General features: G+C 66.6%; 27 protein-coding genes. 12 read left to right on the top strand and 15 right to left on the bottom strand.

Annotation, left to right across the window (positions count from 1 at the left end; all coding sequences use genetic code 11):
- The first annotated feature begins 23 nt into the window (after positions 1-23).
- The 3 genes from CDV49_RS08600 to CDV49_RS08590 all read left to right on the top strand — a co-directional run bounded on the left by CDV49_RS08600 (position 24) and on the right by CDV49_RS08590 (position 2,153).
- Positions 24-575, top strand: a complete 552-nt coding sequence (locus CDV49_RS08600) for a DUF721 domain-containing protein (protein WP_256947284.1) — start codon at positions 24-26, stop codon at positions 573-575.
- A gap of 8 nt (positions 576-583) precedes the next feature.
- Complete coding sequence (locus CDV49_RS08595; RefSeq protein WP_088215139.1) at positions 584-1,243, top strand: DsbA family protein; 660 nt, start codon at positions 584-586, stop codon at positions 1,241-1,243.
- Between the two features lie 73 nt (positions 1,244-1,316).
- A complete protein-coding gene (locus tag CDV49_RS08590) occupies positions 1,317-2,153 on the top strand; it encodes an EamA family transporter (protein WP_088215138.1) in 837 nt (278 codons plus the stop codon).
- On the opposite strand, the gene CDV49_RS08585 is transcribed toward CDV49_RS08590, so the two are convergent.
- Positions 2,154-2,516: a hypothetical protein gene (locus tag CDV49_RS08585; RefSeq protein ID WP_088215137.1), complete on the bottom strand. Its 363-nt coding sequence runs from the start codon at positions 2,514-2,516 to the stop codon at positions 2,154-2,156.
- A gap of 92 nt (positions 2,517-2,608) precedes the next feature.
- On the opposite strand from CDV49_RS08585, the gene CDV49_RS08580 reads away from it, so the two are divergent.
- Positions 2,609-3,595: a glutathione S-transferase family protein gene (locus CDV49_RS08580; RefSeq protein WP_088215136.1), complete on the top strand. Its 987-nt coding sequence runs from the start codon at positions 2,609-2,611 to the stop codon at positions 3,593-3,595.
- 3 nt (positions 3,596-3,598) lie between these two features.
- On the opposite strand, the gene CDV49_RS08575 is transcribed toward CDV49_RS08580, so the two are convergent.
- The 4 genes from CDV49_RS08575 to CDV49_RS08560 form a co-directional block, all read right to left on the bottom strand.
- Positions 3,599-4,399: a glycosyl transferase gene (locus CDV49_RS08575; RefSeq protein WP_088215135.1), complete on the bottom strand. Its 801-nt coding sequence runs from the start codon at positions 4,397-4,399 to the stop codon at positions 3,599-3,601.
- Between the two features lie 97 nt (positions 4,400-4,496).
- Positions 4,497-4,949 carry a GNAT family N-acetyltransferase gene (locus tag CDV49_RS08570; RefSeq protein ID WP_088215134.1) on the bottom strand — a complete coding sequence of 151 codons (453 nt, stop codon included), beginning with the start codon at positions 4,947-4,949 and terminating at the stop codon, positions 4,497-4,499.
- A gap of 4 nt (positions 4,950-4,953) precedes the next feature.
- Positions 4,954-6,426, bottom strand: coding sequence for an ABC transporter substrate-binding protein (locus tag CDV49_RS08565; protein WP_218821923.1), 1,473 nt, complete (start codon positions 6,424-6,426; stop codon positions 4,954-4,956).
- A 125-nt stretch (positions 6,427-6,551) separates the two neighbouring features.
- Positions 6,552-7,853: an acetylornithine deacetylase/succinyl-diaminopimelate desuccinylase family protein gene (locus CDV49_RS08560; RefSeq protein ID WP_088215133.1), complete on the bottom strand. Its 1,302-nt coding sequence runs from the start codon at positions 7,851-7,853 to the stop codon at positions 6,552-6,554.
- A gap of 57 nt (positions 7,854-7,910) precedes the next feature.
- Here CDV49_RS08560 and CDV49_RS08555 point away from each other — a divergent pair, with 57 nt between their 5' ends.
- Both CDV49_RS08555 and CDV49_RS08550 read left to right on the top strand, forming a co-directional pair.
- A complete protein-coding gene (locus CDV49_RS08555) occupies positions 7,911-8,210 on the top strand; it encodes a hypothetical protein (RefSeq protein ID WP_088215132.1) in 300 nt (99 codons plus the stop codon).
- 15 nt (positions 8,211-8,225) lie between these two features.
- Complete coding sequence (locus tag CDV49_RS08550) at positions 8,226-8,882, top strand: DUF1523 family protein (RefSeq protein ID WP_256947283.1); 657 nt, start codon at positions 8,226-8,228, stop codon at positions 8,880-8,882.
- 6 nt (positions 8,883-8,888) lie between these two features.
- Here CDV49_RS08550 and CDV49_RS08545 read toward each other — a convergent pair whose 3' ends face one another.
- The 7 genes from CDV49_RS08545 to CDV49_RS08515 form a co-directional block, all read right to left on the bottom strand.
- The gene (locus CDV49_RS08545) at positions 8,889-9,818 is read right to left on the bottom strand and encodes a 2-hydroxyacid dehydrogenase (protein WP_088215131.1); all 930 of its coding nucleotides are present in this window, start codon (positions 9,816-9,818) and stop codon (positions 8,889-8,891) included.
- A 3-nt stretch (positions 9,819-9,821) separates the two neighbouring features.
- Positions 9,822-10,961, bottom strand: a complete 1,140-nt coding sequence (gene rodA / locus CDV49_RS08540; RefSeq protein ID WP_088215130.1) for a rod shape-determining protein RodA — start codon at positions 10,959-10,961, stop codon at positions 9,822-9,824.
- Positions 10,958-12,877, bottom strand: coding sequence for a penicillin-binding protein 2 (mrdA, locus tag CDV49_RS08535; protein WP_088215129.1), 1,920 nt, complete (start codon positions 12,875-12,877; stop codon positions 10,958-10,960). The genes rodA and mrdA overlap by 4 nt, the downstream gene beginning before the upstream one ends.
- Positions 12,874-13,404, bottom strand: coding sequence for a rod shape-determining protein MreD (locus CDV49_RS08530; protein WP_088215128.1), 531 nt, complete (start codon positions 13,402-13,404; stop codon positions 12,874-12,876). Before CDV49_RS08530 ends, mrdA begins: the two co-directional genes overlap by 4 nt.
- Positions 13,397-14,362 carry a rod shape-determining protein MreC gene (gene mreC, locus CDV49_RS08525; protein ID WP_088215127.1) on the bottom strand — a complete coding sequence of 322 codons (966 nt, stop codon included), beginning with the start codon at positions 14,360-14,362 and terminating at the stop codon, positions 13,397-13,399. Before mreC ends, CDV49_RS08530 begins: the two co-directional genes overlap by 8 nt.
- Positions 14,363-14,409: 47 nt before the next feature.
- A complete protein-coding gene (locus CDV49_RS08520; protein ID WP_035713771.1) occupies positions 14,410-15,444 on the bottom strand; it encodes a rod shape-determining protein in 1,035 nt (344 codons plus the stop codon).
- 241 nt (positions 15,445-15,685) lie between these two features.
- Entirely contained in the window at positions 15,686-17,251 is a 1,566-nt protein-coding gene (locus CDV49_RS08515) for a 2-isopropylmalate synthase (RefSeq protein ID WP_088215126.1), read from the bottom strand.
- A gap of 316 nt (positions 17,252-17,567) precedes the next feature.
- Between CDV49_RS08515 and CDV49_RS08510 the strand changes: the two genes are divergently transcribed.
- Positions 17,568-18,233, top strand: a complete 666-nt coding sequence (locus tag CDV49_RS08510; protein WP_088215125.1) for a VPLPA-CTERM sorting domain-containing protein — start codon at positions 17,568-17,570, stop codon at positions 18,231-18,233.
- Positions 18,234-18,293: 60 nt separating this feature from the next.
- Here CDV49_RS08510 and CDV49_RS08505 read toward each other — a convergent pair whose 3' ends face one another.
- The gene (locus tag CDV49_RS08505; RefSeq protein WP_444881521.1) at positions 18,294-19,700 is read right to left on the bottom strand and encodes an MORN repeat-containing protein; all 1,407 of its coding nucleotides are present in this window, start codon (positions 19,698-19,700) and stop codon (positions 18,294-18,296) included.
- Between the two features lie 315 nt (positions 19,701-20,015).
- Between CDV49_RS08505 and CDV49_RS08500 the strand changes: the two genes are divergently transcribed.
- Together CDV49_RS08500 and CDV49_RS08495 are read left to right on the top strand one after the other, a co-directional pair.
- Complete coding sequence (locus CDV49_RS08500) at positions 20,016-21,674, top strand: NAD+ synthase (protein ID WP_088215124.1); 1,659 nt, start codon at positions 20,016-20,018, stop codon at positions 21,672-21,674.
- Complete coding sequence (locus CDV49_RS08495; protein ID WP_088215123.1) at positions 21,671-22,000, top strand: YnfA family protein; 330 nt, start codon at positions 21,671-21,673, stop codon at positions 21,998-22,000. Before CDV49_RS08500 ends, CDV49_RS08495 begins: the two co-directional genes overlap by 4 nt.
- A gap of 76 nt (positions 22,001-22,076) precedes the next feature.
- Here CDV49_RS08495 and CDV49_RS08490 read toward each other — a convergent pair whose 3' ends face one another.
- Together CDV49_RS08490 and CDV49_RS08485 are read right to left on the bottom strand one after the other, a co-directional pair.
- On the bottom strand, positions 22,077-22,829 hold the full coding sequence (locus CDV49_RS08490; RefSeq protein WP_088215122.1) for a M48 family metalloprotease: 753 nt from the start codon (positions 22,827-22,829) through the stop codon (positions 22,077-22,079).
- A gap of 979 nt (positions 22,830-23,808) precedes the next feature.
- Complete coding sequence (locus tag CDV49_RS08485; RefSeq protein ID WP_088215240.1) at positions 23,809-24,045, bottom strand: hypothetical protein; 237 nt, start codon at positions 24,043-24,045, stop codon at positions 23,809-23,811.
- A 146-nt stretch (positions 24,046-24,191) separates the two neighbouring features.
- On the opposite strand from CDV49_RS08485, the gene hisD reads away from it, so the two are divergent.
- Genes hisD through CDV49_RS08470 form a run of 3 tightly spaced genes read left to right on the top strand, consistent with a single transcriptional unit; the run spans position 24,192 to position 26,434 of the window.
- The gene (gene hisD / locus CDV49_RS08480) at positions 24,192-25,496 is read left to right on the top strand and encodes a histidinol dehydrogenase (RefSeq protein ID WP_088215121.1); all 1,305 of its coding nucleotides are present in this window, start codon (positions 24,192-24,194) and stop codon (positions 25,494-25,496) included.
- A gap of 1 nt (position 25,497) precedes the next feature.
- Positions 25,498-25,974 (top strand): UPF0262 family protein, encoded by a 477-nt coding sequence (locus CDV49_RS08475; protein WP_088215120.1) that lies wholly within the window; start codon positions 25,498-25,500, stop codon positions 25,972-25,974.
- A gap of 4 nt (positions 25,975-25,978) precedes the next feature.
- Positions 25,979-26,434, top strand: coding sequence for an arsenate-mycothiol transferase ArsC (locus CDV49_RS08470; protein ID WP_256947281.1), 456 nt, complete (start codon positions 25,979-25,981; stop codon positions 26,432-26,434).
- The last annotated feature ends 7 nt before the right edge of the window (positions 26,435-26,441 follow it).

The following is a 26,441-nucleotide window of genomic DNA, read 5'->3' as shown; positions in this document are numbered from 1 at the left end:
GGGTTCAGACCCGGAAAACAAAGATGCCGCGCAAGACGAAACCGCCCTTCTCTTCCCCCTCCCGCCGGATGCGCGGGTTCGAGCCTGCCGCGGGCCTTCTGGGCGAACGCATCCGGCAGGCGGGGGAGAAGCGTGGCTTCGCTGTCGCGCGGCTTCTCACCCATTGGGCGGAAATCGTCGGGCCGGAGATCGCCGGAATGGCGCGGCCCGTCAAGATGTCCTACGGCCAGCAGGGCCTCGGCGCAACGCTGACGCTGCTGACGACGGGAGCACAGGCGCAGATGCTCCAGATGCAGCTGCCCTCGATCATTGCGCGGGTGAATGCCTGCTACGGCTACTCCGCCGTGTCGCGCATCACGATCACCCAGACGGCACCCACCGGTTTCGCCGATGGACATGCCGCTTTTACCACCCCCCAACTCCCGCAAAAGCCCCAGCCCGCGCCGGAGATCACGCGCCGCGCAGCGGAGGCCACGGGCGGCGTGCGGGACGAGGGGCTTCGCGCCGCGCTGGAGCGGCTCGGGCAGAACGTGATCGCCCGCGCTCCCGCCAAAGACAGCACATTCGGAAAATGAGGAAGACGATGAAGACCACCCTTTCCGCCCTTGCGATGGCAACCCTCGCCGGTGCCTTCTGGTTCGGCGCGGCGGCGCTTCCCGATACGGGCGCTGCTCGTGCGCAGGCTGCCGACACCGCCGCCCCGGCCCCGGCGGCGGATCCCGCCCGCGACATCGTCATGGGCAACGAAGACGCGCCGGTGACGATCATCGAATACGCCTCCTTCACCTGCCCGCACTGTGCGGCCTTCTCCAACGACGTGTTCCCGGAGATCAAGAAGGAGTATATCGACACCGGCAAGGTGAAGTTCATCCAGCGCGAGGTCTATTTCAACCGCTACGATCTCTGGGCCGCGATGGTGGCGCGCTGCGGGGGAGACATGCGCTATTACGGCTTCTCCAAGACCTATTTCGCCAAGCAGCGCGATTGGGCCGGGTCGGACGATCCCGCGGTCGTCGCCGAAAACCTGCGCGGGATCGCGCGGGCGGGCGGGCTGAACGACGAGCAGGTCAATGCCTGCCTGAACGATCAGGCGACGGCAGAGGCGCTGGTGAAGGCCTATTCGGAGCGGTCGCAGGCGGATGGCATCAACTCCACCCCGACCTTCATCATCAATGGCGAGAAGCACTCCAACATGTCCCTTGCCGACATGAAGGCGGTTCTGGACAAGGCCGTGGCGGAATAAGACTGCCCGCCGCTTGACAGTCAGGGGGCGCCGGGCTTAGGGCCGTTACGGAACCGTTACAAGCCCTGCATCCATGCCCCCTGAAGTCTTCGGCCTCGTTCTTGTCGCCGCGTTGATGCACGCGGCGTGGAACGCCATCGTCAAGGCTTCGGGCGACAAGACACTCACGGCCGTGATGGTCGCCGCCGCGGCTGCGATCATTTCCCTGCCCGTCATGCCGTTCCTTGCCGTTCCGGCGCGGGAAAGCTGGCCGTTCCTGGCCCTCTCCGTGACATTGCAGGTCGCATATTACTTCCTCGTGGCGCGCGCCTATACGGTGGCCGACATGAGCCAGACCTACCCCGTCATGCGCGGCACCGCGCCGCTCATCGTGACCCTCGTCGGCATGGTCCTGCTCGGGGAGCATCTGGGCGGAATCGCGCTGTCCGGCATCCTCGTGATCGCGGGCGGCATCCTCAGCATGGCGCTGTGGTCCGGCGGAGCGACCAACCGGACGGGGCTGCGCTATGCGCTGATGAACGCCTTCGTCATCGCGGGATACACGCTTTCGGATGGCTATGGGGCGCGGCTTTCAGGGGCGCCCGTCGCCTATACGATGTGGGAATTCGTCCTTACCGCCGCACCGATGCTCGCTTGGGCGTTGCTGCGTCGCCGCTCCTCCTTCTTGCGTCAGGTGAGAGAGGGATGGCACTGGGGCCTGCTGGCGGGGTTTGGGACGCTCGTCTCCTATGCCGTGGCGCTCTGGGCAATGACGCTTGCACCGGTGGCGGTCGTGGCAGCCCTCCGCGAGACGTCGATCCTGTTCGGAACCGCGATAGCAGCCCTCGTCCTGCGTGAGAGGATCGGCCCGCAACGCCTTGTTGCGGCTTGCATGATCGCCGTTGGGGCCGGTCTGCTCCGCCTCGCCTGATTACGCCAGAAGCCGCACCAGATCATCACTGTGCAAGGGCTCTATCTCATCGGGCGCCCAGTCCGCAGGGGGAGCTTCCGTGGCAAGGGTGGAGAATTTGTACTCGCAGATCAGCTCCCCGCTTGCGGAGATGGAAGCCACGATCAGGCAATGCCGAACGAGCTTGTGACCCTCATACAGATCGACCGCGCCCCGCAGGTGGACAACCCCCTCCGCCGCGATCGAAAATCCGCCTTCCCACGTGTGCAATACCGGATAGATGCGTCCGGCCACCTTGGCGCGGAGACGGCTCTTGACCCTCCGCTCCATCGGGGTGGGCATGTCCCGCAGGTTTCTTGCAAGTTCGCTTGGCAGCAGATCCATGAGCATCCCTCCACAGACATGAAATAATGTGAAGCATTTCCCGTGAGCTTCAAGTTACTGTCCCATGAAGTTTTCACGACGGGAGACACTGAATGGGACAGCTTGTTGACGGCATATGGCAGCCGGGCTGGTATGATACCAAGTCAACGGGAGGCGCGTTCAAAAGGTCCACCTCCGGCTTCCGCAACTGGATCACACCGGACGGCAGTCCCGGACCAAGCGGAGAGGGCGGATTTCCTGCCGAAAGCGGGCGTTACCACCTTTATGTGTCCTATGCCTGTCCCTGGGCGCATCGCACGCTGATCTATCGCGCGCTGAAGGGCCTGACGGAGCATATCGGCGTTTCCGTCGTGCATCCCGACATGCTGGATGACGGCTGGACCTTCGCCACAGACTTTCCGGGCGCCACCGGGGATACGCTCTATGGTCTTCCCTTCCTGCGCGACATCTACACCAAGGCGAAACCGGATGTATCGGGGCGCGTGACGGTGCCGGTGCTCTGGGACAAGCAGCGGGAGACGATTGTCTCCAACGAATCCTCCGAAATCATCCGCATGTTCAATTCCGCCTTCGACGCGATCACCGGCAATACGACAGACTACTGCCCCGCGTCCCGGCGCAACGAAATCGACGATCTGAACGCGGTCATCTATGACGGGCTCAACAACGGCGTCTACAAGGCCGGTTTCGCCACCAGCCAGCAGGCCTACGATCCCGCCGTCGAGGGCGTTTTCGAGACGATGGACGCGATGGAGGAGCTGCTTTCGCTCCGCCGCTTTCTGACCGGATCGCAATCGACGGAGACGGACTGGCGGGCTTTCACCACGCTCATCCGGTTCGACCTCGTCTATCACCTGCATTTCAAGTGCAACCGGCGGCGGCTGGCGGACTATGCCAACCTCTGGCCCTACACGCGTGAGCTGTATCAGGTGCCGGGCGTGCGGGAGACGGTGCGCTTCGACCATATCGTGCGCCACTATCACTACAGCCACGACACGATTAATCCCTATCGCATCCTGCCGATCAACCCGGTGCTGGATTTCGACCGCCCCCCGGAACGGGAGCAGGTCGGGCGCTAAGCTTCAGCCCTCGCCCAGCCAGTGCTTGCGGAGCCAGCGCGTCGGCAGGACGCGCTTGCCCAGCCCCCCCGCCGTATAGCCCTGCATGGCCTCCTCGATCTTGGGGCGGCCGTGGAAGGCGACGATCCGCGCATCCCGTGGCAGACGCGGCTCAAGGACCAGGTTCAGCGGCCGCGGCGGGCGGCAGGCGCGCTTGAAGCTGACGATCCATTGATCCGGGAAGGGCGCGAAATAGCCCGCTTCCCATGCCGTGCCGGACGTATAGCTCTGCTCCGACCCGACATAGCGCCGGATCTCCCCCTCCGGGTCGCGGGCCATGGCCTCGTAAAGCGCGGGGTGGATCGCCGGATCCATGCGGAGCACCGAGCCATGCCCGCGTGAGGCGCGCGAGCCGGTCGTGGTCCATTCCCGCCGCATGCAGACCTTGCCCGGCTCCCATGTCATCAGATCGTCGAGCGACCCCGTCACCACCACGTCGATGTCCAGGATGAGCAAAGGCCCGCTCAACCCCGGCACAGCCCCTTCCCGAAACAGCGACAGCTTGCGGAGCGCGCCATGATAGCCGTGCTTGCGCATCTCCGCGAACATGGCGGGAAAAAACGGCTCCTCCGCCAGTGGCAGGACCTCGATCGCCGCATCCAACCCGATGGCATCATCCGTCATGCAGAAGAACCTGAGCGGTCCCGTGACATTGCGGCGGACGCCCGCATACAGGCGGTTCACATACTCCGGCCCATAGGCAGTGCCCCATTTCATGCAGGCGACATGGGTCGGCGTGACCGGAGCGGAAGGGGTTTCGGACATGGACTACCTGTAAAGACGGGGCTACCTGCAAAAACGGGCAGCCATCAGCGGGCCGGACCTACCCCTACCCGCTCGGCCAGTGGTTGGCCACCGCGGATCAGGCCGGGAAGGGCTTCTCGAAATACACGCGGTCGAAGCCATCCTCCTGCCGCCGCCCGGTTTCGACATAGCCGAGCCGGGGATAGATCGCCAGATTCTCGGCCATCTTCGCGTTTGTATAAAGGCGCACCCCCGCCATCCCCGCCGCCTGCGCCTCGCAAAAGGCGATGAGCGCCCTGCCCACTCCCTGCCCCGCAGCTTCCGGCGAGACCGCCACATTCTCCAGCAGCATGTGGTCCCACTGCGGGTAGAAGACGATGAAGCCCAGCGGCCCGCGCTCCCCGAGCCCCACATGCACCTGTCCTGCCGCGATCTGACTGCCGAAATCGGCGGTCATCGGCGCGGGTTTTCGCCCGATCGACGGCACATAGCGCGCATAGGCCCGCTCCGCACAAACCCGGATCCACGGCTCATCGTCGATCTCAGCGCGCCGGATGACAAGGCGCGTCACGGGATCACTCCTCCCAATAGACCGCCGTCAGGTCATTAGCGGGGGTGGGCGAGTTTTCCCAAAGGCCGTGGATCTTCGCATTCGCGACACCTGCCTTGGGAAGCTGGAACAGGAAGCCGTTGACGAAATCCTCCGCGATCATCGTCTCTGCCTTTTTAAGAAGGGCAGAGCGCGCCTCCCGCCCGGTGGTTGCGGCGAGCGTATCCATCAGCGTCACGAATTCCGGCTTGGCATAACCGAAGTAGTAGTCGGGGCGGGCATAGATGTTGATGTCCATCGGCTCGACATGGGCGACGATGGTCATGTCGAAATCCTTGCCCTTGAACACCTGTTCCAGCCATTGCGCCCATTCGACGTTGGTGATCTCCGTCTCGATCCCCACCGCGCGGAGTTCGGCGGCGATGATCTCTCCCGAGCGGCGGGCATAGGCGGGCGGCGGCAGCGCGAGCCTGAGGTGCAGCCCCTCCACCCCGGCCTCCTTCAGCAGGGCCCGGGATTTCTCCGGGTCATAGGCCGAAAGCCCGGTGAGATCGACATAGTCGGGATTGTGCGGGGCGAAATGCGTGCCGATCGGAACACCGTAGCCGAACATCGCGCCGTCGATCAGCTCCTGGCGGTTGATGGCATGGGCAATCGCCTCCCGCACGCGGATATCGTCCAGCGGCGCCTTGCGATTGTTGAGGCCAAGGATGACCTCCCCCTCCGTCGTGCCAACCAGCACCTTGAAACGGGGGTCGCTTTCGAACTGCACCAGCGTCTCGGGCGCGGGGAAGTTCGGGAAGGCATCGACATCGCCGGACATCACGGCGGCAAAGGCCGCGGTCGGATCGGCGATGAACTTGAACGTCGCGGATGACAGCTTGGCGGGCGTTCCCCAGTAGTCCACGTTGCGTTCGATGGTCACATGGTCGCCCTTCGCCCATTCGACGAATTTGAACGGACCGGTGCCCACGGGATGCGTGGCGTTGGTGGCCGCGGTTTCCTCCCCCACCATGACGGCATCGCCCCAGGCGAGGTTGAAGGGGAAGTTGCCGTCCGGGGACTTCAGCGTGATACGGACAAGAAACGGCTCCGGCGCCTCCACCTTGTCGATATTCGTGAACAGCTGCTTCTGCGCGTTGGTCGAATCCGGCCCCCTCGCTCTGTCGAGGCTGAACACCACATCCGCGGCGTTGAAATCCGTCCCGTCATGAAACTTCACGTTGTGGTTGAGTGTAAAGGTGTACACCTTCCCGTCGTCGGAGACTTCCCATTTTTCCGCCAGCGACGGCACGATGGAACCATCCGGCGCGAAACGGGTCAGCCCTTCGAAGATGTTGGCGTAGGTCACCTCGTCGATGGCGGCGGCCGCACCGGCGGTCGGATCCAGGTTGGGCGGCTCCAGCGCCATGCCAAGGGTCAGCGTATCCTGCGCCGCCAGAGCCGTTCCCGCAGACAGGACAAGCGCCGCGACGGCGAGTTTCAGGCGTTTCATCATGGCCGCGTTCCCTCACCTCGTTCTCGCGCGCATCAGACACGGGTTACCGCAGCCGATCAAGCGGATAACCGCCTACCGTTCCACAGCGCCCTCGGCCAGAGGGCGCCGCTCACGATCCGGCGAGATCAGCGGAGCAGATCGCCCAGCGTAAGCGCCATGACCCGTGCGGAGTCCAGCATGTCGTCCACCCCGACCCATTCGTCGGGCTGGTGGGCCAGATCCAGTATCCCCGGCCCATAGGCGATGCAGTTCTTCAGCCGGCCGATTCGGTCGATGTGCTTCTGATCGTATGTGCCGGGAGAGCAGACGAATTCGGGATGCGTGCCCAGAACGGTCGCCACCGCCGCGGCGACGCTGCGCACGACCGGCGCGCCCTCGTCCGTCATCGACGGCAGCACTTCGAACAGGTCGCGGATCTCATAGTCGAAGTTGGGCCGCGTGGCCTTCAGCCGGTCGAGCAGGCCCCTGACCTCCCCCTTCACCTCGCCCAGACCTTCTTCGATGAGAAAGCGACGGTCGATGATGATGCGGCAGCGATCCGCGACACAGGGCGCGGGCAGGCCGGTGAAGCCCGGAGGCTGCTCCGCCTCACCCCCATGGATAGAGTTTATGTTCATCGTCGATTGCCGCGCGCCCTCCGGCACCACGGGCATCTCCGTCCGCTTGGAGGCGAGGAGCGGGTAGAGATGCGCCTCTATCTCCGCCAGTACCGCCGACATGTGCCGGATCGCGCTGTCACCCAGAAACGGCATGGAGCCGTGGGCAATCCGGCCCTTGGTCTCGATCTCCGCCCACCAGACCCCCCGGTGGCCAAGGCAGATCCGGTCCTTGTTCAACGGCTCGGGGATGATGACATGCTGCACCCGCTCCGGGCTGAAATAGCCGCGCTCCGCCAGCCAGGCGACGCCGCCGTAACCCCCGGTCTCCTCATCCGCCGTGGCAGAGATTTCCACCGCTCCGGCAAAGTCGGGACAGGTATCGACAAAAGCCTCGGCCGCGATGACGGAGGCCGCCAGCCCCCCCTTCATGTCGCAGGCCCCGCGGCCATAGATGCGCCGCCCGTCCAGCTCGCCCCCGAAAGGATCGCGCGTCCAGCCGTGGCCGACCTCCACCACGTCATGATGGGAGTTGAAATGCACGCAATCGCCTTTGCGTGCGCCCTCGCGCCGGGCCACCATGTTCCAGCGCGGGAAGGCATCGCTGTCCCCCGGCGTCCCCTCCGCCCGCAGAAGCTCCACCCTGAAGCCGCGCACGGCCAGCCGGTCGGCCAGAAACGTACAGATGTCGCGGTAATTCCGACCCGGCGGGTTGAGCGTGGGGATACGGATCAGTTCTTGCGTAAGTGCGATCAGCTCCCCTTCCCGCGCCGCGACGGCGGAAAGCAGACGATCGGAGAGCGGGGGGCTGGGTGTGTCATGGCTGGTCATCCCGCCACGGTAGTCCGGGAAAAACCGCCGCGCAATCGGGGCATTGGCGGTTGTCGGATGCGTGATATCGTGCCCGTCATGGCAACGCTTCTGATCCTGCTCCGCGTCGCCGTGTGGTCCTTTCTGATCGGCACGGCGCTTTATTTTTCGGTGGTTTTCTATCTCCGTTCGCTTCATCGGCAGCGGCTGGAAGAACGCTGGCAGATCCTGTCGGCGCCCAAACCGGCGCGGCGGGAATTCGTGCGGCGCGGGATGCGGCTTTACGACAGTTCCGCCCGGGCGCGGCGATTGCTCGCAATTTACGCGCTGCCACTCGCGGTTATCGCTTTTCTGATCTACTTGGTGAATGTGAACTGAGCCGGAGGGACCGCCTTGCGCTACATCAAGTGGACGCTCATCATCGTCATTGTGGGGCTCATCGGCTCCTTCCTGCACTACACGCTCCCCCGCCATGACACCGTGCGAATCGTGGGTACGGAGAACCGGCGCGTGGATTTCGGCGACAATTCGTTCTTCTGGGCCAGCCCCCCCGCGGGGGAAACGGCCCAGGGCACACGGGACGTGCGCTTCATTCAGGCCATCAAGCCGAACGGGCGTGCCATAGTCTATCGCAACGAGGATACCGGCTGGGGCTGGCCGCCCTATTTCAAGATGGACAGCGCCAACCTTCAGGCCCGCGCGCAGGACCTGATCCCCAGTGCCAACGATCCGAAGTGGGTGTCGGTCACCCGTTATGGCTGGCGGAACGAGTTCTTCTCGATCTTCCCCAACGCCATGGCGATCCGGCAGGTCTCCGGGCCGGATGCACGGGTCATCCCATGGGCGTCGATCATCATCCTGACGATCCTGTTCCTTCTGGTGGTCTGGATCGTGGTTCTCTGGCGGCGGTTTCGGCAAAGGACCATCGAACCGGCGATGAGCCGCTTCGATGATGCGATCGACCGGGCAGACGCCAATCTGGATGAGGCACGGGACAGCGTGAGCCGCGGCTGGCAGCGCTTCACCGACCGGTTCCGCGGTAAGAACTGAGCACGGTCAGTAACCGGCGCGCCTGTCCACGAGGTGAAGGAGAGGGTCCCCCGCCTCTCCCCGCCGGATATTCTCCGCCGCCACGCGGGCCGCGGTCGCAGGGCGTGTCGCAGCCGCTATATGCGGGGTGACAAGGACTTTCGGGTGCGCCCAGAACGGATGCGCCGGTGGCAGCGGCTCCTCCCGGAAGACATCCAGCACTGCCCGGCCAAGGTGACCTGAATCCAAGGCGTCGAGAAGCGCCTCGTCCATGATGAGGCGGCCACGCCCGGGATTGATGATGCTGGCCCCCTTCGGCAGCAACGCAAGACGCGTGGCATTCAGAAGACCGTCCGTCTCCGGCGTGAGCGGCAGCAGCGTGACGAGGATCTCCGCCTGCGAGAGCACATGGGCCAGCCCCTCCGCCCCGGAATGCGTCTCCACCCCCGGCATCTCATGGGGGCGCCTGCTCCAACCCAGCGGCCGGAAGCCAAGCGCGCCCAGCGCCCCGGCGACCGCCTGCCCCAGCTCCCCCATCCCGAGGATCGCCACCTTCCGCTCCGCAGCGAGCGGCGGCACGATCCGCCGCCACCGCCCGTCCTGCAGGCAGTCGTCCATCCTGAGATGCAGGCGGAGCACATGGCCCGTCACGTACTCGATCATCCCCTGCGTCAGCGCGGGATCCACCATCCGTGCGAGCGGCTGCGTGAGCGTGGCGTTGCCCGTGATCCGCTCCACCCCCGCCCAGAGGTTCTGAACAAGACGGCAGTTCACGAATGGCGCGTAATCCGAAATCCGCCCGGCGGGCGAGGTCACGATGTAATCCACGCGCCCCGGATCGGCGGGAATCTCGGCGGTGAGTTCCGCCTCGACGCCCGCCTCTTTCAGCGCGGCGGGCAGCGTCTGTTGGTAGGCGGCCCATTCGTCAGGGCTGCCGGCAAACAGGATCAGGGGCATGGGTTACCTCGGCTTGTGGATATGCGCGCTCTGCACCAGGCCATAGGCCCAGAGCAGAACCAGCATCACCGTCCCGCCATAGGACACGAAGGGCAGCGGCGCCCCCTTCGCGGGCGCAAGGCCCATGACCATCGACATGTTGACGGTGATGTAGATGAACAGCGTCCCCGCGATCCCGATGGTCAGCAGCGAGCCGTAACGGTCCTTGTTGGTGACGCCCGACGACATGGTGAAGAACAGCAGCAGCGCATAGAGCGTGAGCAGCGACATGCCCCCGACAAAGCCCAGCTCCTCCGCCAGCGATGTGAAGATGAAGTCGGTGTGCTTCTCGGGCAGGAAGTTCAGGCGGCTCTGCGTGCCCTCCATGAACCCCCGCCCGGCCCAGCCGCCGGAGCCGAGCGCGATCTTCGCCTGCGTGATGTGATAGCCCGCCCCCAGAGGGTCGTTCGACGGGTCGAGAAACGTGTCGATGCGGCGGAACTGGTAGTCATGCAGCAACTGCCAGGGCGTGCCGCGGCTGTTGAGCACCAGCGCCACCGCGCCCACCACAAGGCCGATGACCACGGCAAAGTAAATCCAGCTCACCCCTGCCGCGAACATCAGCAGACCGCCCCCGGCAATCAGCATGGTGGAAGTTCCGAGGTCGGGCTGTTTCAGCACCAGAACCGTCGGCAGCACGATGATGAGCAGCGGGATCAGCACCCAGAGCGGGCGCGACACCTTCCGCACGTCCAGCCAGTCGTAATAGGCGGCGAGCAGCATGATCATCGCGATCTTCATGATCTCCGACGGCTGTACCATCATGAAGCCGAGGTTGATCCAGCGGGTCGCACCCATCCCGGTGTGGCCGAACAGCTCCACATAGACCAGCATCAGGAAGGCGGCCATATAGACCGCGCCCGACAGGTTCCTCCACAGCCAGATCGGCACGAAACCCACAAGGAACATGATGACGATGCCAAGGCCGAAGCGCATCATCTGCGGCTCCGCCCAGGGGTGCAGCGACCCTCCCGCGACGGAGTAGAGCATCAGGAAGCCCATGGAGCAGATCGCGCTGATCAGCACCACGAGCGGCCAGTTGATATGGAGGAACTTGCGCAGGCCCGTCGGCACCTGCTTCAGGTTTGACGCGAGATAGGTCATGCGCGGGTCGTCCGGGGGGGTGGCGCGACAGGGGTGGGCGCGGGATCCGCCCCTTCCGCGGGAGGGGCGACGGCAGTCGGGCCAAGACCGCCACCCAATGCGAATTTGATCATGTCCCGCGCGATGGGGGCGGCCACGGCAGAGCCGCCTCCGCCATGCTCGACGACGACGCTCACCGCGATGCGCGGGGCATGGACCGGGGCATAGGCCACGAAAAGCGCATGATCGCGCCGGTTCCACGGAAGCTGGTGGTTGCCCAGCACGCCCGAGGCCCGCTCCGCCGCCGAGATGTTGCGAACCTGCGCCGTGCCGGTCTTGCCCGCCATCAGCATGGCCTCATCGGCGATGCGGGCACCCCGCGCCGTGCCGGTGCGGCCGTTCATCACCTGATCCATCCCCCGCCGCACCTGTGCGAGATGTGCCGGAGAAAGGCCCAGCTCCTCCCCCCCCGGCACCGGCTGCTCAATTCCGTCGATGGACTTGATGAGCCGCGGCAGCACGTTCCGCCCCGTGGCAATCCGTGCCGTCATCACGCAGAGCTGGAGGGGGGAGCTGAGATTGAACCCCTGCCCGATGGAGGCGTTGATCGTGTCCCCCACAAGCCAGCTTTCGCCGCGTGCCTGCCGCTTCCACGCCTGCGTCGGCGCCAGCCCTTCCGCCACCGCGGAAAGCGGAAGGTCGTGGCGCACGCCAAGCCCCAGAAGCCGCGACATCTCGCTGATCTTGTCGATCCCGACGCGCTGGGCGATCTCGTAGAAGAACACGTCGCAGGATTGCGCCAGCGCCTCCACCAGCGACAAACGCCCGTGCCCCCCGTGCCGCCAGCAGTGGAACCGGCGCCCGCCATAGGCCAGATACCCCGGGCAATAGACGCTGTCGGACGGGTCGAGCATTCCCGCCTTCATCGCGGCAAGCGCGGTCACCATCTTGAAGGTGGAACCGGGAGGATAGGTGCCCTGCACCGTCTTGTTGGCCAGCGGGCGGTGGTCGTTGGACATCAAGGCGCGGTAGTCGGCCACGGAGATCCCGCGCACGAACAGGTTCGGGTCGAAGGACGGCGCAGAGACCAGCGCCAGCAGATCGCCGTTGTGCACGTCCATCACCACGGCGGCGGCGCTTTCCTCTCCCAGCCGGTCGAGCGTGTAGCGTTGCAGCCGGTGATCCACGGTGAGCTGCACGTTGCCGCCCGCGTCTCCCTCCTGCCGGCTCAGTTCCCGCATGACGCGACCGACGGCGTTCACCTCGATCCGCTTGGAGCCGGCGGTGCCGCGCAGCACATCCTCCATGCGCTGCTCGACGCCGTTCTTGCCGATCTGGAACTTCGGTATCTGCAGGACCGGATCGCGGCTTTCCAGATTGGCCAGATCGTTCTCGCTCACAGGGCCGACGTAACCTGCTACATGGGCGAAGTCGCCCCGGAGCGGGTAGAAGCGCGACAGGCCCACCTCCGGCGTGACGCCCGGAAGCGCCGGGCCGTTCACGGCGACCTCGGAGAATTCCTTCCACGACAGCCGGTCCGCGACGGTGATCGGCACGAAGGCCGACCGGCGGCGGATCTCGCGCAGCGTGCGCTCTATCTCGTCCTCCGACATGGGGATCACGCGCGACAGGCGGTTCAGCACCTCGCCCACGTCGCCCGCATCCTCCCGCACGATGACGACACGGTAGTTCTGCTCATTGCCCGCGATGATCGTGCCGGTGCGGTCGGCGATGAGGCCCCGCGTCGGCGGGATCAGCCGGATGGAGACGCGGTTCTCCTCCGCCAGCATCCGGTACTGGTCGGCATGGTCGATCTGAAGATAGCGCATCCGCCCCGCAAGCAGCGCGAGAACGCTGACCTGCAAGCCGCCAAGGACCAGCGCCCTGCGGGTGATCCGGCGGTTGCTTTCCTCCACATCCTTGTCATTGCGCTTCATGCGCGTCTCCCCAACCTGTCCTGCTCGGGGTCATGCAGGGCAAAGACGAACCGCGTCGCGAGCACGACCACGGGATAGGCGATCATCGTTGTCAGCACGCGCAGCATCTCGGCGGTGAGCGTGGCCTGCGGCACCAGCGCGGCGGCGAGCACCAGCCGCTCCAGCAGCGTCATCGCCACGAGCACCGCCGCGACCATCGCCCATTCCACAGGAAACGGCAGCCCCCGCAAAAGCGCAACCCGCCCCCGGATGAATTCCGTGCCCAGCAGAACGATCGCCGCCCACAGCCCCGGCGGGCGGTGATAGAGCAGGTCCTCCAGCAGGAACACCGCGATGATGAGCGGCGCGGGCACGAAGTCCGGCCGGCGCAGGATCCAGGCGAAGGCCAGCGCGATCATCAGGTCGGGCCCGGGGAGTGTCGGCGGCAGCGTGCTCAGCGGCAGGATGCGGATGACATAGAACAGCGCCGCGAAGCCCACGAAGATCGCCCTGTAGATCCACCGCTGAAGGGCCAGCGGATCAGCCATCCGTCCGCGCCCCCTGCGGCTGCGTTTCCGGCGGCTGCGTTCCCCCGCTTCGTGCTCCTTGGGCATCCGGGGGCGGGGGCGGCGGCCCGAAGGGCTGATCGGGCACGATGATGAGCCCGCCCGGATCGGAAAGCTGCTCCGCAAGATGGCTGCGCAGCACGCGCAGGAAGTCGAGCCGCTCGTAATCCGCCGAAAGCCGCACGCGGAGCCGCCGGTCCGGCCCCTGCGCCACCTGCCCGACCAGCAGGTCCGAGGGGAATACCCCGCCATCCCCGGACGAAACCACCCGGTCGCCAGGCCGCACCAGATCGGGGGCCTCGATGAAGTCCAGCGGCGGAGAGGCGGTGTTGTCGCCCGACAGGATCGCGCGTTGACCGGAGGGCTGGATCGTCACCGGGATCCGGCTGTTGGAATCGGTGAGCAGGATCACGCGGGATGTGGTCTGCCCCACGCCGGAAATCCGCCCGACAAGCCCCAGCCCGTCCATCGTCGCCCAGCCGTCCATGATCCCGTCGCGCGCGCCCACGTTCAGCAGCACCGACTGCCGGAAGGGCGAGCCGGAATCGGCCAGCACCACGCCCGTCACATGGGTGAGCTTCGGGTCGAGCCGCACCTGGTTGAGCCCGAGCAGCTTGGCGTTCTTCTGCTCCAGTTGCAGCGCAGCCTCCTTCCACGCCTTCATCTGCTGAAGCTCGCGCCGGAGTTCCTGGTTCTGCTCGTAGATACGCGCGTAGGAGCGGAAGTCATCGATCATGTTCGCGGTCTTGGTCACCGGGACCAGGGCCCAGTCGAGCGACGGTACCACGCGGTCGATCAGCGCGGCGCGGAAGCTCTCCACCCGCGGGCTGTCGATGCGCCAGACCATGAACAGCCCCATGAGCAGCACAAATGCCGTGCCGATCAGGAGTCTCCTGATCGGGCGCATGTATTCGACATGGCCGTTGCGGTCTCTTGCCACCGATGTCCCCCGGCGCGGTCGTTGAGCCGGGCTCTCCGGCCCCGGCCTCAGCTATCGTAGTCGATCACATGCCGAAGCTGTTTCTCATACTCCAGAGCCTTGCCCGTCCCCAGCGCGACACAATTCAGTGACTGGTCCGCGATGGAGATGGAAAGCCCCGTCTGCTCCCGCAGGCTCAGGTCCAGATCGCCAAGCAGCGCGCCGCCGCCGGTGAGCATGACGCCGCGGTCCACGATGTCTGCGCCAAGGTCGGGCGGGGTCGCCTCCAGCGCGATCATCACCGCGTCGCAGATCTGCTGCACCGGCTCGGCCAGCGCCTCCGCGACATGCGCCTGATTGATCTCGGTCTCCTTCGGCACACCGTTCAGCAGGTCGCGCCCGCGCACCAGCATGGAGGCGCCGCGCCCGTCGTCGGGCATCCGGGCCGTGCCGATGGAGGTCTTGATCCGCTCTGCCGTCGCCTCGCCGATCAGCAGGTTATGGTTGCGCCGGAGATAGGAGATGATCGCCTCGTCCATCCGGTCGCCGCCCACCCGGACGGAGCGCGCATAGACGATATCGCCCAGCGACAGCACGGCCACCTCGGTGGTGCCGCCGCCGATATCCACGACCATGGAACCGGTGGGGTCGGTGATCGGCATGCCCGCGCCGATCGCCGCCGCGATCGGTTCCGCGATCAGGCCGGCGCGCCGCGCGCCCGCCGAGATCACCGATTGCCGGATCGCCCGCTTCTCCACCGGGGTCGCGCCATGCGGCACGCAGACGATGACCTTCGGCTTGGTGAAGGTCGTCCTGCGGTGAACCTTGCGGATGAAATGCTTGATCATCTCCTCCGCGACGTCGAAATCGGCGATCACGCCCTCGCGCATCGGGCGGATGGCCTCGATGGAGCCGGGTGTGCGGCCGAGCATCAGCTTTGCATCCTCGCCAACGGCAAGAACCTGCTTCTTGCCATCCTTGACGTGGTAGGCCACCACCGATGGTTCGTTGAGGATGATCCCCCTGCCCTTGACGTAGACGAGCGTGTTCGCCGTCCCGAGGTCAATCGCCATGTCGGACGAAAACAGACCCGCAATACCCATGCCCTGAGACTTTCCGTGTGCAACCCTAGAAGATGAAGGCCGCGAGTCTACCCGCACGGCGGCCAGTCCTTCGTATAGAGCCCACATGACTTGAGCGAAAGGGGCGGCTCGGGCCAACCGGCGCGTTTCCGCACGTCGTGATCGCCCGCGGCGTTGGCGGACCCTTGCCGTTTCCACCGCAGGATGCAAGCGGGGCGGCGCCGGTTGATCGGCACCGCCCCTTTTCCGCTCGTCCGGCCCGTCAGGAGACGGCGCGGACCTCCTCTTCCGGCTTGGTCTTCTGGCGACGCACGATCAGGTTGTTCAGCGCGTTCACATAGGCCTTGGCGGAGGCCAGCATCGTATCGGTATCCGCCGCCTGCCCGGTGACGATCTTGCCGTCCTCCTCCAGCCGGACGCTCACGGTGGCCTGCGCATCGGTGCCCGCGGTGATCGCGCTCACCTGATAGAGCTTCAGCCGCGCCTGATGCGGGAACAGCGCCTTGACCGCGTTGAAGGCCGCATCGACCGGGCCGTCGCCCGTCGCCTCCACCGACTTCTCCTCGCCCCGGATGGCCAGTGTCAGCTCCGCCGATTGCCCCTCCGTGCCGCAGACGATGCGCAGGCGGCGGATCTGGATCGCCTCATCCGCGGCCTCGTTCGCCGTCTCCGTCACCAGCGCGACCAGATCCTCGTCGAAGATCTCCTTCTTGCGGTCGGCCAGCGCCTTGAAGCGCACGAACACGTCGTTCAACTGGTTGTCGGAGGTCTGGAAGCCCAGATCCGCCAGCTTGGTGCGCAGCGCCGCCCGGCCCGAATGCTTGCCCATCGCGATGTTGTTCGCGGTCAGGCCGATATCCTCGGGCTTCATGATCTCGAACGTCTCGACGTTCTTCAGCACGCCATCCTGATGGATGCCCGATTCGTGCAGGAAGGCGTTCTTGCCGACGACCGCCTTGTTGAACTGCACCGGGAAGCCGGAAACCTGCGCGACGACGCGGGACAGGTTCATGATCTTCGTCGTGTCGATGCCGGTGCGATAGGGCATGATGTCGTTGCGCACCTTGAGCGCCATCACGACCTCCTCCAGCGCGGTGTTGCCCGCGCGCTCGCCCAGCCCGTTGATCGTGCATTCGATCTGCCGCGCGCCGGCTTCCACCGCAGCGAGAGAGTTCGCCGTCGCCATGCCCAGATCGTTGTGACAATGGGTGGCGAAGATCACCCTGTCCGCGCCCGGAACACGCTCCAGCAGCATGCGGATGAGTTCTGCGCTCTCGCGCGGTGCGGTGTAGCCCACGGTGTCGGGAATGTTGATCGTCGTGGCGCCGGCCTTGATCGCGGTCTCCACCACGCGGCAGAGGTAATCCCGCTCCGTCCGGGTGGCGTCCATGGGCGACCACTGCACATCCTCGCAATGGTTGCGGGCGCGGGTGACGGTGGCGTGGATCTTGTCGATCATCTCGTCCTGCGTCAGCCGCGTAATGTCGCGGTGGAGCGGCGAGGTGCCGATGAACGTGTGGATCCGGGCGCGGGGCGCATGCTTGACCGCCTCCCAAGCCCGGTCGATATCCGTGAAACTGGCGCGGGCGAGGCCGCAGATCACCGAATTGCGCGCGTTCTTCGCGATCTCGCTCACTGCGGCGAAATCACCTTCCGAGGCGATGGGGAAGCCCGCCTCGATCACGTCCACGCCCATCTCGTCGAGCAGCGCCGCGATCTCCAGCTTCTCCTCATGGGTCATGGTCGCGCCGGGGGATTGCTCCCCGTCACGCAGCGTGGTGTCAAAAATCAGAACGCGGGCCTGATCGGCGGAAGCGGTGGCGGTCATGGGATGTCTCCTGCTGTCTTGCGATGCCTGTCGGGTGTCTGGCGCGCGGATACCTCTGAGCGGTCGCGCCTGACGGCACGCTCAGAGGCAGCTAAGGAGAAGGAGCCCGCGAGGCGGCAGGGCGCAGGCTGCGCCGCTGAAAACAAGGATATGCCGGTTCGCGTTCATGCGGCGGACTATACCCGGCCAGCGGGGAAAGAAAAGCGAAAGTTTCGCGTCATCCGCGCAGTTTTCTCCAGTTGGCGCCGTTCCAGAGCGGCGGTTTTCTGCTATCTTTCCAGCATCCGCCCCCGAAAAGCCATTTGGAGGCGCCCCCATGCGTATTGCTGCTCTCGTCATTCTCGCCGGTTCATTCGCCGTGCCCTGTGCTGCGACGACGCTGACCTTCGACGATATTCCGGGATGGCAGGGCGGTCCCGCCCCGCTCGTCTGGCAGGAGGGCGGGGCAACCGTCTCAGCCGATGCGAATTCCGACGGTGTCGTCTGGTATTCGCTGCCGGGCGCGGTCCATCTGGACGATTCGGGCACGTCGCTGACTGGCGGCGTCGATGTCGCCGTCGGCAGGCAGTTCCACGCGCTGGGCATGAGCGTCTTCGGCTACCCACAGGCGAGCTACGTCGTGACGCCGGAGGAGTGGGACATGCGCCCGGTGCCCTATGACAATATCGCGGTCGAAGGGTTCCGAAACGGTCTGTCCGTTGCCTACACCCGCTTTTCCACGGGGCTGACGGGCGGGGCGTTCAGCTTTGCCTTTGGAGGGGATTTCCGGGGCATCGACAGGCTCCGCATCGCGGCCATCGGCCCCTGGGGCCAGAGCGTCGATGGACAACCCATCGAATGCGGCGACGCGCCTTGCGGGCATGTCGATCTCGACAGCCTGACCATTGCCCCCGTCCCGCTGCCCGCCGGGCTTGCCCTCGCGCTCGGCGGGATGGGGGCGCTGGCGGGGATGCGGCTGCTGCGCCGCCGCGACGAGGCGTAACGCTGCCGGAAAGCCGTCGCGCCAAAGGGACAGCGGCCCGCAAGACCTGTCTCTCGCGCCCTATTGCGCGGGCTGTTCGGAGCTCTCTGCGGGGGGAGCCACCGCCTCCGGCAGGTTCAGCTCCCCTGCCGTCCACATACCGCTCACCTCGCGGCCGGAGGCATAGCGGAACACGCCCTGTCCGTTGCGGCGACCGTCGCGGAAGCTGCCGGTATAGACATCGCCGGAGGGATAGGTGGCCACGCCTTCCCCCGACATCGCGCCCTCCGCCCAGGCCCCTTCATAGCGGAAGCCGTCGGGCCGGGTGAATGTGCCGGTGCCCTCCCGCTTGCCCGCGTGGAAGGTGCCCTCATAGGCCGAGCCGTCGGGATAGCGCGCCGCGCCCTGCCCCTCCGGCTGGCCGTCGATCCAGTCGCCCTCATAGGTCTGCCCACCGGGATAGGTCATGCGGCCCCTGCCCTCCGGCTTGCCGCTGGCAAAGCTGCCTTCATAGACCAGGCCGTTGGCCTGCGTGAGCTTGCCGGTGCCCGCGATGACCCCGCCTGCCCAGTCGCCTTCGTAGATGGAGCCGTCAGCATAGGTGATGCGCCCCTGCCCTTCCGGGCGGTCGGCGACGAAGGCCCCTTCGTAGATGGAACCGTCGGGATAGCGGGCGGTGCCCTGCCCCTCTCTCCGGCCGTCTTTCCAGTCGCCCTCGTAGCTGTATCCGTCGGCCTGCCGGAAGGCGCCGTGCCCATTGCGCCGGTCGGCGGAGAAGCCGCCCTCGTACCGGTCGCCATTGCCGTAGAGCACACGGCCCTCGCCCTCCCGCTGACCGTTGACGAAAGCGCCCTCATACACATCGCCGGAGGGTTGCAGCAGCCGCCCCTGCCCCTCGATCCGCCCCTCCGACCACGCGCCGTCATAGACCATGCCGTCGGGCAGCGTCAGACGGCCCTGCCCCTGCCGCCGGTCCGCGACGAAGGCCCCTTCGAAGATCGAACCGTCGGCGTAGTCGATACGGCCGTCGCCCTCCCGCCGGCCCTCCTTCCACGCTCCGTCGTAGCGCGTACCGTCGGCGGACTGCATGCTCCCCCGGCCATCGGGCCGCCCGGCCAGGAAATGTCCCGAATAGACCGCGCCATCCGCATGGCGCAGGATACCCTCCCCGGTCATCTCGCCCGCCGTCCAGGCGCCCTCATAGGTGCTGCCGTCGGCGAAAACCATGCGGCCCTGCCCCTCCGGCCGCCCGTCGGCAAAGGCCCCCTCGTAGATCGAGCCGTTCGGATAGCGTGCGCGCCCTTGCCCGCGGATCTCTCCATCCACCCAGTCGCCGGTATATTCATAGCCGTTCGGCAGCTTGTAGCTGCCCTGCCCGTGCTGCCGACCGGCGCGAAACGTGCCCTGATAGAGAGAGCCGTCGTCATACTGCTTGGTGATGACCGGCCCCGTGCCTGCGGGGGCGGCCTGCTCCCCCTGCGGTGGCACGGGCGGCGGGGCGGACGGGGGCGCCGCCTGCTGCGATCCGGCGGGAAGCGCCACCAGCGCCGCGATGAGAATGCCACCTGCGGTTGCTGCGATACCTCTCGGAGCCAAGCCCGTTCCTCCCGGTGATGTCCGCTGAATTTCTGCCCTTGGCGATGGCTGGGGCGGATCGGGCAGACCGTAGCGGAGCCGTCACCGCGCGACAAGACCACCGCGCCCTGTTGGCTAATGGCCGGTGAAGCGCCTCCCCGCTTTCCCTCCGGCGCGCAAGCGGCTAACTGGAAACATCAGCGCACGACCAACGATCGGGGACACCGCATGACCGCCGCCGCATTCCGACTGACGCTCGCCCAGCTCAACCCTACGGTCGGCGCGATCGAGGCCAATGCGGAGAAGGCTCGCCGCGCCTGGGAGGCGGGCAAGGCGGCGGGGGCGGACCTTGTCGTGCTGCCGGAGATGTTCCTCATCGGTTACCAGCCGCAGGATCTGGTGCTGAAACCCGCCTTCACCGACCATGCGATGCGGGTGCTGGAGCAGCTCGCCCGGGACTGCGCCGACGGTCCCGCGCTCGGCATCGGCGCGCCCTGGCGGGAGGATGGACGGCTCTACAACGCGTGGCACGTGCTCTCCGGCGGGCGCATGGCGCATGTGCTGAAGAAACACCGCCCGAACGAGGAGGTGTTCGACGAGATGCGCCTCTATGCCGAAGGCAATGTGGGCGAGGGCTATGTGCTGGACGGGCTGCGCCTCGGCACCCCGGTCTGCGAGGACGCCTGGCACGAGGATGTCGCGCGCCTCCTTTCCCGCGCGGGGGCGGAGGTGATGGTGGTGCCCAACGGCTCCCCCTATCACCGGGGCAAGCAGGCGACGCGCATCGGCCTCATGGCCTCCCGCGTGGCCGAAACCGGCCGGCCGCTCGTCTATCTCAACATGGTGGGCGGGCAGGACGACCAGTTCTTCGACGGGGCCTCCTTCGTGCTCAATCCGGGCGGGGAGCTCGCGCTGCAGATGCCCTTCGGAGAGGAAGCGATCGCCCATGTCGATCTGGTGCAGCGCGAGGACGGCTGGCGCGCCCTGCCGGGAGAGGTCGTGCCCGTTCCCGACGACTGGGAGGCCGACTACCGCGTGATGGTGGAGACGCTGCGCGACTACCTTGGCAAGTCGGGCTTCAGCCGGGTGCTGCTGGGCCTGTCTGGCGGGGTGGACAGCGCGCTGGTCGCGGCCATCGCCGCCGATGCCATCGGCCCGGCGAACGTGCGCTGCGTGATGCTGCCCTCGCGATATACCTCCGCCCATTCGCTGGAGGATGCGGCGGGCGTGGCCCATGCGCTCGGCTGCCGTCTGGACGAGGTGCCGATCTCCGGCCCGGTGGAAGCGGCGGGCACGGCGCTCGGCCCACTGTTCGAGGGACTGAAGCCCGATCTGACGGAGGAGAACATCCAGTCCCGGATGCGCGGCCTGCTGCTCATGGCGCTGTCGAACAAGTTCGGCGAGATGCTGCTGACCACGGGCAACAAGTCTGAGGTGGCCGTGGGCTACGCCACGATCTACGGCGACATGGCGGGCGGCTACAATCCGCTGAAAGACCTCTACAAGACCCGCGTTTTCGAAACCTGCCGCTGGCGGAACGCCCATCACCGGGGATGGATGATGGGGCCTCCGGGCATCGTCATTCCGCCCCGCGTCATCGACAAACCCCCGTCGGCCGAACTCCGCGACGACCAGAAGGACGAGGACAGCCTGCCCCCCTACCCGGTGCTGGACCGGATGCTGGAGATGCTGGTGGACGAGGATTGCTCCGTCGCCGAAGTCGTCGCCGCCGGGTTCGACGCGGAAACGGTGCGCAAGGTGGAGCGTCTGGTCTATCTCTCCGAATACAAGCGTTTCCAGTCGGCGCCGGGAACCCGGCTGACGAAGCGCGCCTTCTGGCTGGACCGCCGCTATCCGATCGTCAACCGCTGGCGCGATCCGTCGTGATTGCCGCGCCTGCGCCGATCCTCTACCTGACTGCCGCCATCGCGGAAATCGCGGGCTGCTTCGCGATCTGGGCATGGTGGCGGATGGGTGCGCCCGCGTGGTGGCTGGCGCCGGGGATTGCCGCGCTCTTTGCCTTCGGCTGGCTTCTGGCGCTGACGCCCGCGGATCACGCCGGGCGGAGCTATGCGGCCTATGGCGGGGTCTATGTCGCGGCGAGCCTGATGTGGCTGTGGCTGGTGGAGGGTCAGCGCCCCGACAGCTGGGATCTGGCGGGCGTGGCTCTCGTGCTTGCCGGATCGGTCGTCATCCTCGCCGCTCCGCGCTGACGCCACTGCCGGCCCCGGCAGACCGGCCTGCGCGAAGCAGGACACGCATCTCACCCCCCCTGCACCGCCCGAGGCGCTACCGGAGCTGCCCCGTCTGGAGCTTCCGCAACGTGGTCATCACCACCCGCTGCCGTTCCGAATTCGGCGGGTGGGAGCCGAGGAACCGGTCGCCCGGATCGGGGATACGGCGGAAGAACTGCGCGCCGCGCGCGGGATCGAACCCCGCACGATAGGCCAGAACCGTGCCCAGCTCGTCTGCCTGAAGTTCGTAGTTCTTGGAATAGGTGCGCGCGCCCATGCTCGCGCCCATGCCCTCCGCCTGCTTGATGCCTTCCGCATCCGCGCCGGAGAGCGTGGCCAGCGTGCCGAGGATCATCGCCCCCGCCGCCGCCTGCTGCTGCGCGCGCGGCAGATGGCCGAGGATGTGGTGCCCGGCCTCATGGCCCATGATGAAGGCGATCTCATCCTGATTGCGTGCATCGGCGATGAGCGCCAGCGTGAAGGCCAGCACCGGACGCCCCTCTGCGTCCAGCGTCTGGAAGGCGTTGGCGGGCTGGCCCGGACGGTCGTCCACGGCGATGAGGAAATCGCAGTCGCGCCGGGGTTGCTGGCGGCGGCATTCCGCCTCCACCACCGGCTCCATCCGGTCCACCACGACAATGAAATTGTGCGCCGCCGTCCGGGCATCCAGCCGCGCACCCGCCTGCTCATCGGGCGCGGTCTCCGTGCGCGTGGGCGGTACCGGCACGGGTATCCTGTCCCGCGCAGCGGGGGCACAGGCGCCGGTTGCCATCGCCAGAAGAAGAAGCAGAAGCGGGAACCGAGCCATCGTTACTCCGGGTCGTCTTCGCGTTATCTAGCCGCCTGACCTGCCGAGGAAAAGACCCCTCCCGCCGCGCTCGCGAAGCTGTGGCGGATGGGCCAGTGCCAATGACGCCGGTTCCGGGAAAGTCTCACCCCCCGCACAACCGACATCCGCGCACACCCGGGCATGGGCATCGAGAGGCGCGCACGGGGAACTCACATCGGGGCGCGTTCATCGGGACAGGCGCGTCAGGTCGCCCCGCATCGGGCGACGCGCACCGGGGCGGAGGCCGCGTCTCCGGCATCCCGCTCGGCGAAGAACTCTCCGCGTGCAGGCAGGGGGCGCTGCCCGGGACCATATCCATTCCGGCGATCGAGCGAATGCTCCGCGTGCAGGCAGGGGGCGTCAGAGGAGCACCGACCGTCCCGTCCAGGAGCGGGCACGGTTGTCCTTGCAGACCGCGATTCTGATCGGGTGCACCACCGGAGGATCGGCATGTCCGGCAGCGGTGATCCGGCAGCGGAAAGGAACACGAGCGCCGAGCGATGTCTCCGTGCTCTGCGCCGGAGACGGGCGTGACGCGCTGTCTCGCCATGGGAGGAGGCGATGCCCCCGCGCGCCCGAAAGGCCGATGGGATGAACCGTTTCTCCAGGCGCGGCACAGCCGGGGGCACTCTCTCAGCCCGCTCCTCTGAGGTGCTATGCCTATGCCCGGGACAACAGGAAATCGGCCCCGGAATGACGCGAAATGCGGTTTTCCGGCTGTTTCATCAGATCGCAGACGATTTCCACGCCCAGGGATCTGAAAGCCTTTTGCAGCGGCTGGGGCAAGCCCTCCGCAGAAATCGCCCAGCCCCGCCAGCCGAAGCAGCTTCGCACAACGCGACGCGGCGAAACCCGGGAGCTGCATTGTCAGCGTACGGAACCACCAGATCAGCAGCTACCGGCGAACAGGGGCGACGCCTGCGGGCCGGAACAGAACCCCGTGCCCGCCACCCGCCGCTCAGCGGATGGGACGGAGGCGATAAACCCCTTCGGGCAGGTTCAGCGCGGCGGCAAGGTCGCGGATCTGGGACATGGAGAAGGTGATGGAGACGACCTCATCCTTGCGGGGGTCGTATTGCTCCACCGTCACGCGGTCGTCGAAACCGTTGCAGACCACGTCCTCCTGCAGGGGGGCGCTGCCTTCATCGACCAGCGTCACCACGGTCGCATCGAAATCGTGCTCGATCGTGAACATGGAGCGATGATAACGGGGGCTGACAGCCAAGGAAAGCCCCCGCGTCCATCTCGTTCTTTCCGCATTCTGCCCCCGCGCCCCCCATTCTTTCGGTTGAGCTTGAGGCGGGGGGCGGCAACGGATACCAAGGCGGGAAGGAGACCCTGATGCCCGTATTCCTCGACAGCACCGACGCCGCGTTCGACACCGCCTTCCAGAGCTTCCTCGCCACCAAGCGGGAGGATGCGCCGGACGTGGATGCAGCGGTGGCCGATATCATCGCCGATGTCCGGGCGCGGGGCGATGCTGCGGTGATCGATCTGACCCGGAAGTTCGACCGGCTGGACCTGACCCCGGAAACGCTGGCTTTCACGGCCGGGGAAACGGACGCGGCCATCGCCGGGATCGACGCGGAGGAACGCGCGGCGCTGGAACTCGCCGCCCAGCGGATCCGCGACTACCACGCGCGGCAGCTCCCCGGCGACGAAAGCTGGACCGATGAGGCGGGCGCGACGCTCGGCTGGCGCTGGACGGCGGTCGGAGCGGCGGGGCTTTACGTGCCGGGGGGGCTGGCCTCCTACCCGTCCTCGGTGCTGATGAACGCCATCCCGGCGCGGGTGGCGGGGGTGGAGCGTCTGGTGATCTGCGCGCCCACGCCCGGCGGCAAGGTGAACCCGCTCGTCCTGCTGGCCGCGCGGCTCGCAGGGGTGGAGACGGTCTATCGCATCGGCGGTGCGCAGGCCATCGCCGCGCTGGCCTACGGCACCGAAACCATCCGCCCGGTGGACAAGATCACCGGCCCCGGCAATGCCTATGTCGCCGCGGCCAAGCGGCGTGTCTTCGGCAAGGTCGGGATCGACATGATCGCCGGCCCTTCGGAGATACTGGTGATTGCCGAAGGCGACGCCGATCCCGACTGGATCGCGCTCGACCTGCTCAGCCAGGCGGAGCATGACGCAAGCGCGCAATCCATCCTCATCACCCCCGATCCCGCGCTGGCACGCGCCGTGACCGCTTCGGTGGAACGGCTGATCCCCGTGCTGGAGCGGCGTGACATCGCGGGCGCAAGCTGGCGGGACTACGGCGCGGTCATCACCGTGCCGGACCTCGCCACCGCCGCGCGGCTGGCCGACCGCATCGCCCCGGAACATCTGGAGCTTTGCGTGGCGGAGCCGGAGGCGCTGGCCGCCGACATCTCCAATGCAGGGGCGATCTTCCTTGGCGCATGGACGCCGGAGGCCATTGGCGACTATGTGGGCGGGCCGAACCATGTGCTTCCCACGGCCCGTTCGGCGCGCTTCTCCTCCGGCCTCTCGGTGCTGGATTTCATGAAGCGCACCACCCTTGCCCGGATGACGCCGGAGGCGCTGGGGCGCATCGGCCCGGCTGCCGAACGGCTGGCGCGCTCCGAAAGCCTGGAGGCGCATGGCCTCTCCGTCCGTGCCCGGCTCGACCGGCTGAATGGAGGCTGAGATGATGCGCCTCTCCCATATCGAGATCGACGATACCGGGCTGCCCACGCCTTCGGCGGAGATGGAGCAGGAACGGCGCGTCGCCATCTTCGACCTGCTGGAAGACAACAGCTTCACCCTGCCCGCCCGGGATGGCCGCGACGCACCGCCCGGGCCTTACCGGCTCCTGCTCTGCGTGCGGGACGGGCGGCTGGTCTTCGACGTCTCGGATGAGGCAGCGGCCCGTCTGGCGGAGTTTCACCTGTCCTTCGGCCCTTTCCGGCAGGTCGTGAAGGACTACTTCCAGATCTGCGAAAGCTATTACGACGCGGTCCGCCGCCTCGGCCCCGCCCAGATCGAGGCCATCGACATGGCCCGCCGCGGCATTCACAACGAGGGGGCGCGGCTCCTTCAGGAGAGGCTGGAGAGCAAGGCGGTCGTCGATATAGACACGGCGCGGCGGCTGTTCACGCTGGTCTGCGTGCTTCGGGGGAGCTGAGAGCGTGACGGGCGCGACATTGACCTCCGTGCTCTTCTGCTGCGACCACAATTCGATCCGTTCCCCCATGGCCGAGGCCATGATGAAAAAGTTCTACGGCCGGCGGCACTATGTCCAGTCGGCCGGGGTGCGCAGCGATCTCGACATCGACGGTTTCGCCATCGCCGTCTGCGCCGAGATCGGCATCGACCTTGCCCGCCACCGGGTGCGCAACTTCCAGCAGATGCATGACTGGGGCGATGACATGTCCACCTTCGACATGATCGTGGCGCTTTCCCCCGCCAGCCAGAGAACGGCGCTGGAACTGACGCGCTATTACCATCTCGACATCGAATACTGGCCGATCATGGACCCGACCGGCCTTGGCGAATCGCGAGAAACCAAGCTCGATGCCTATCGCCAGACCCGCGACCAGATCCGCGAACGGATGATCGAGCGATTCGGCCCGACGATTGAGTGAAAGGGAA

Origin of the sequence: Haematobacter genomosp. 1 (assembly GCF_002196855.1) — a bacterium.
Lineage (GTDB): Bacteria > Pseudomonadota > Alphaproteobacteria > Rhodobacterales > Rhodobacteraceae > Haematobacter.
This window is presented reverse-complemented; position numbering and strand designations above follow the sequence as displayed.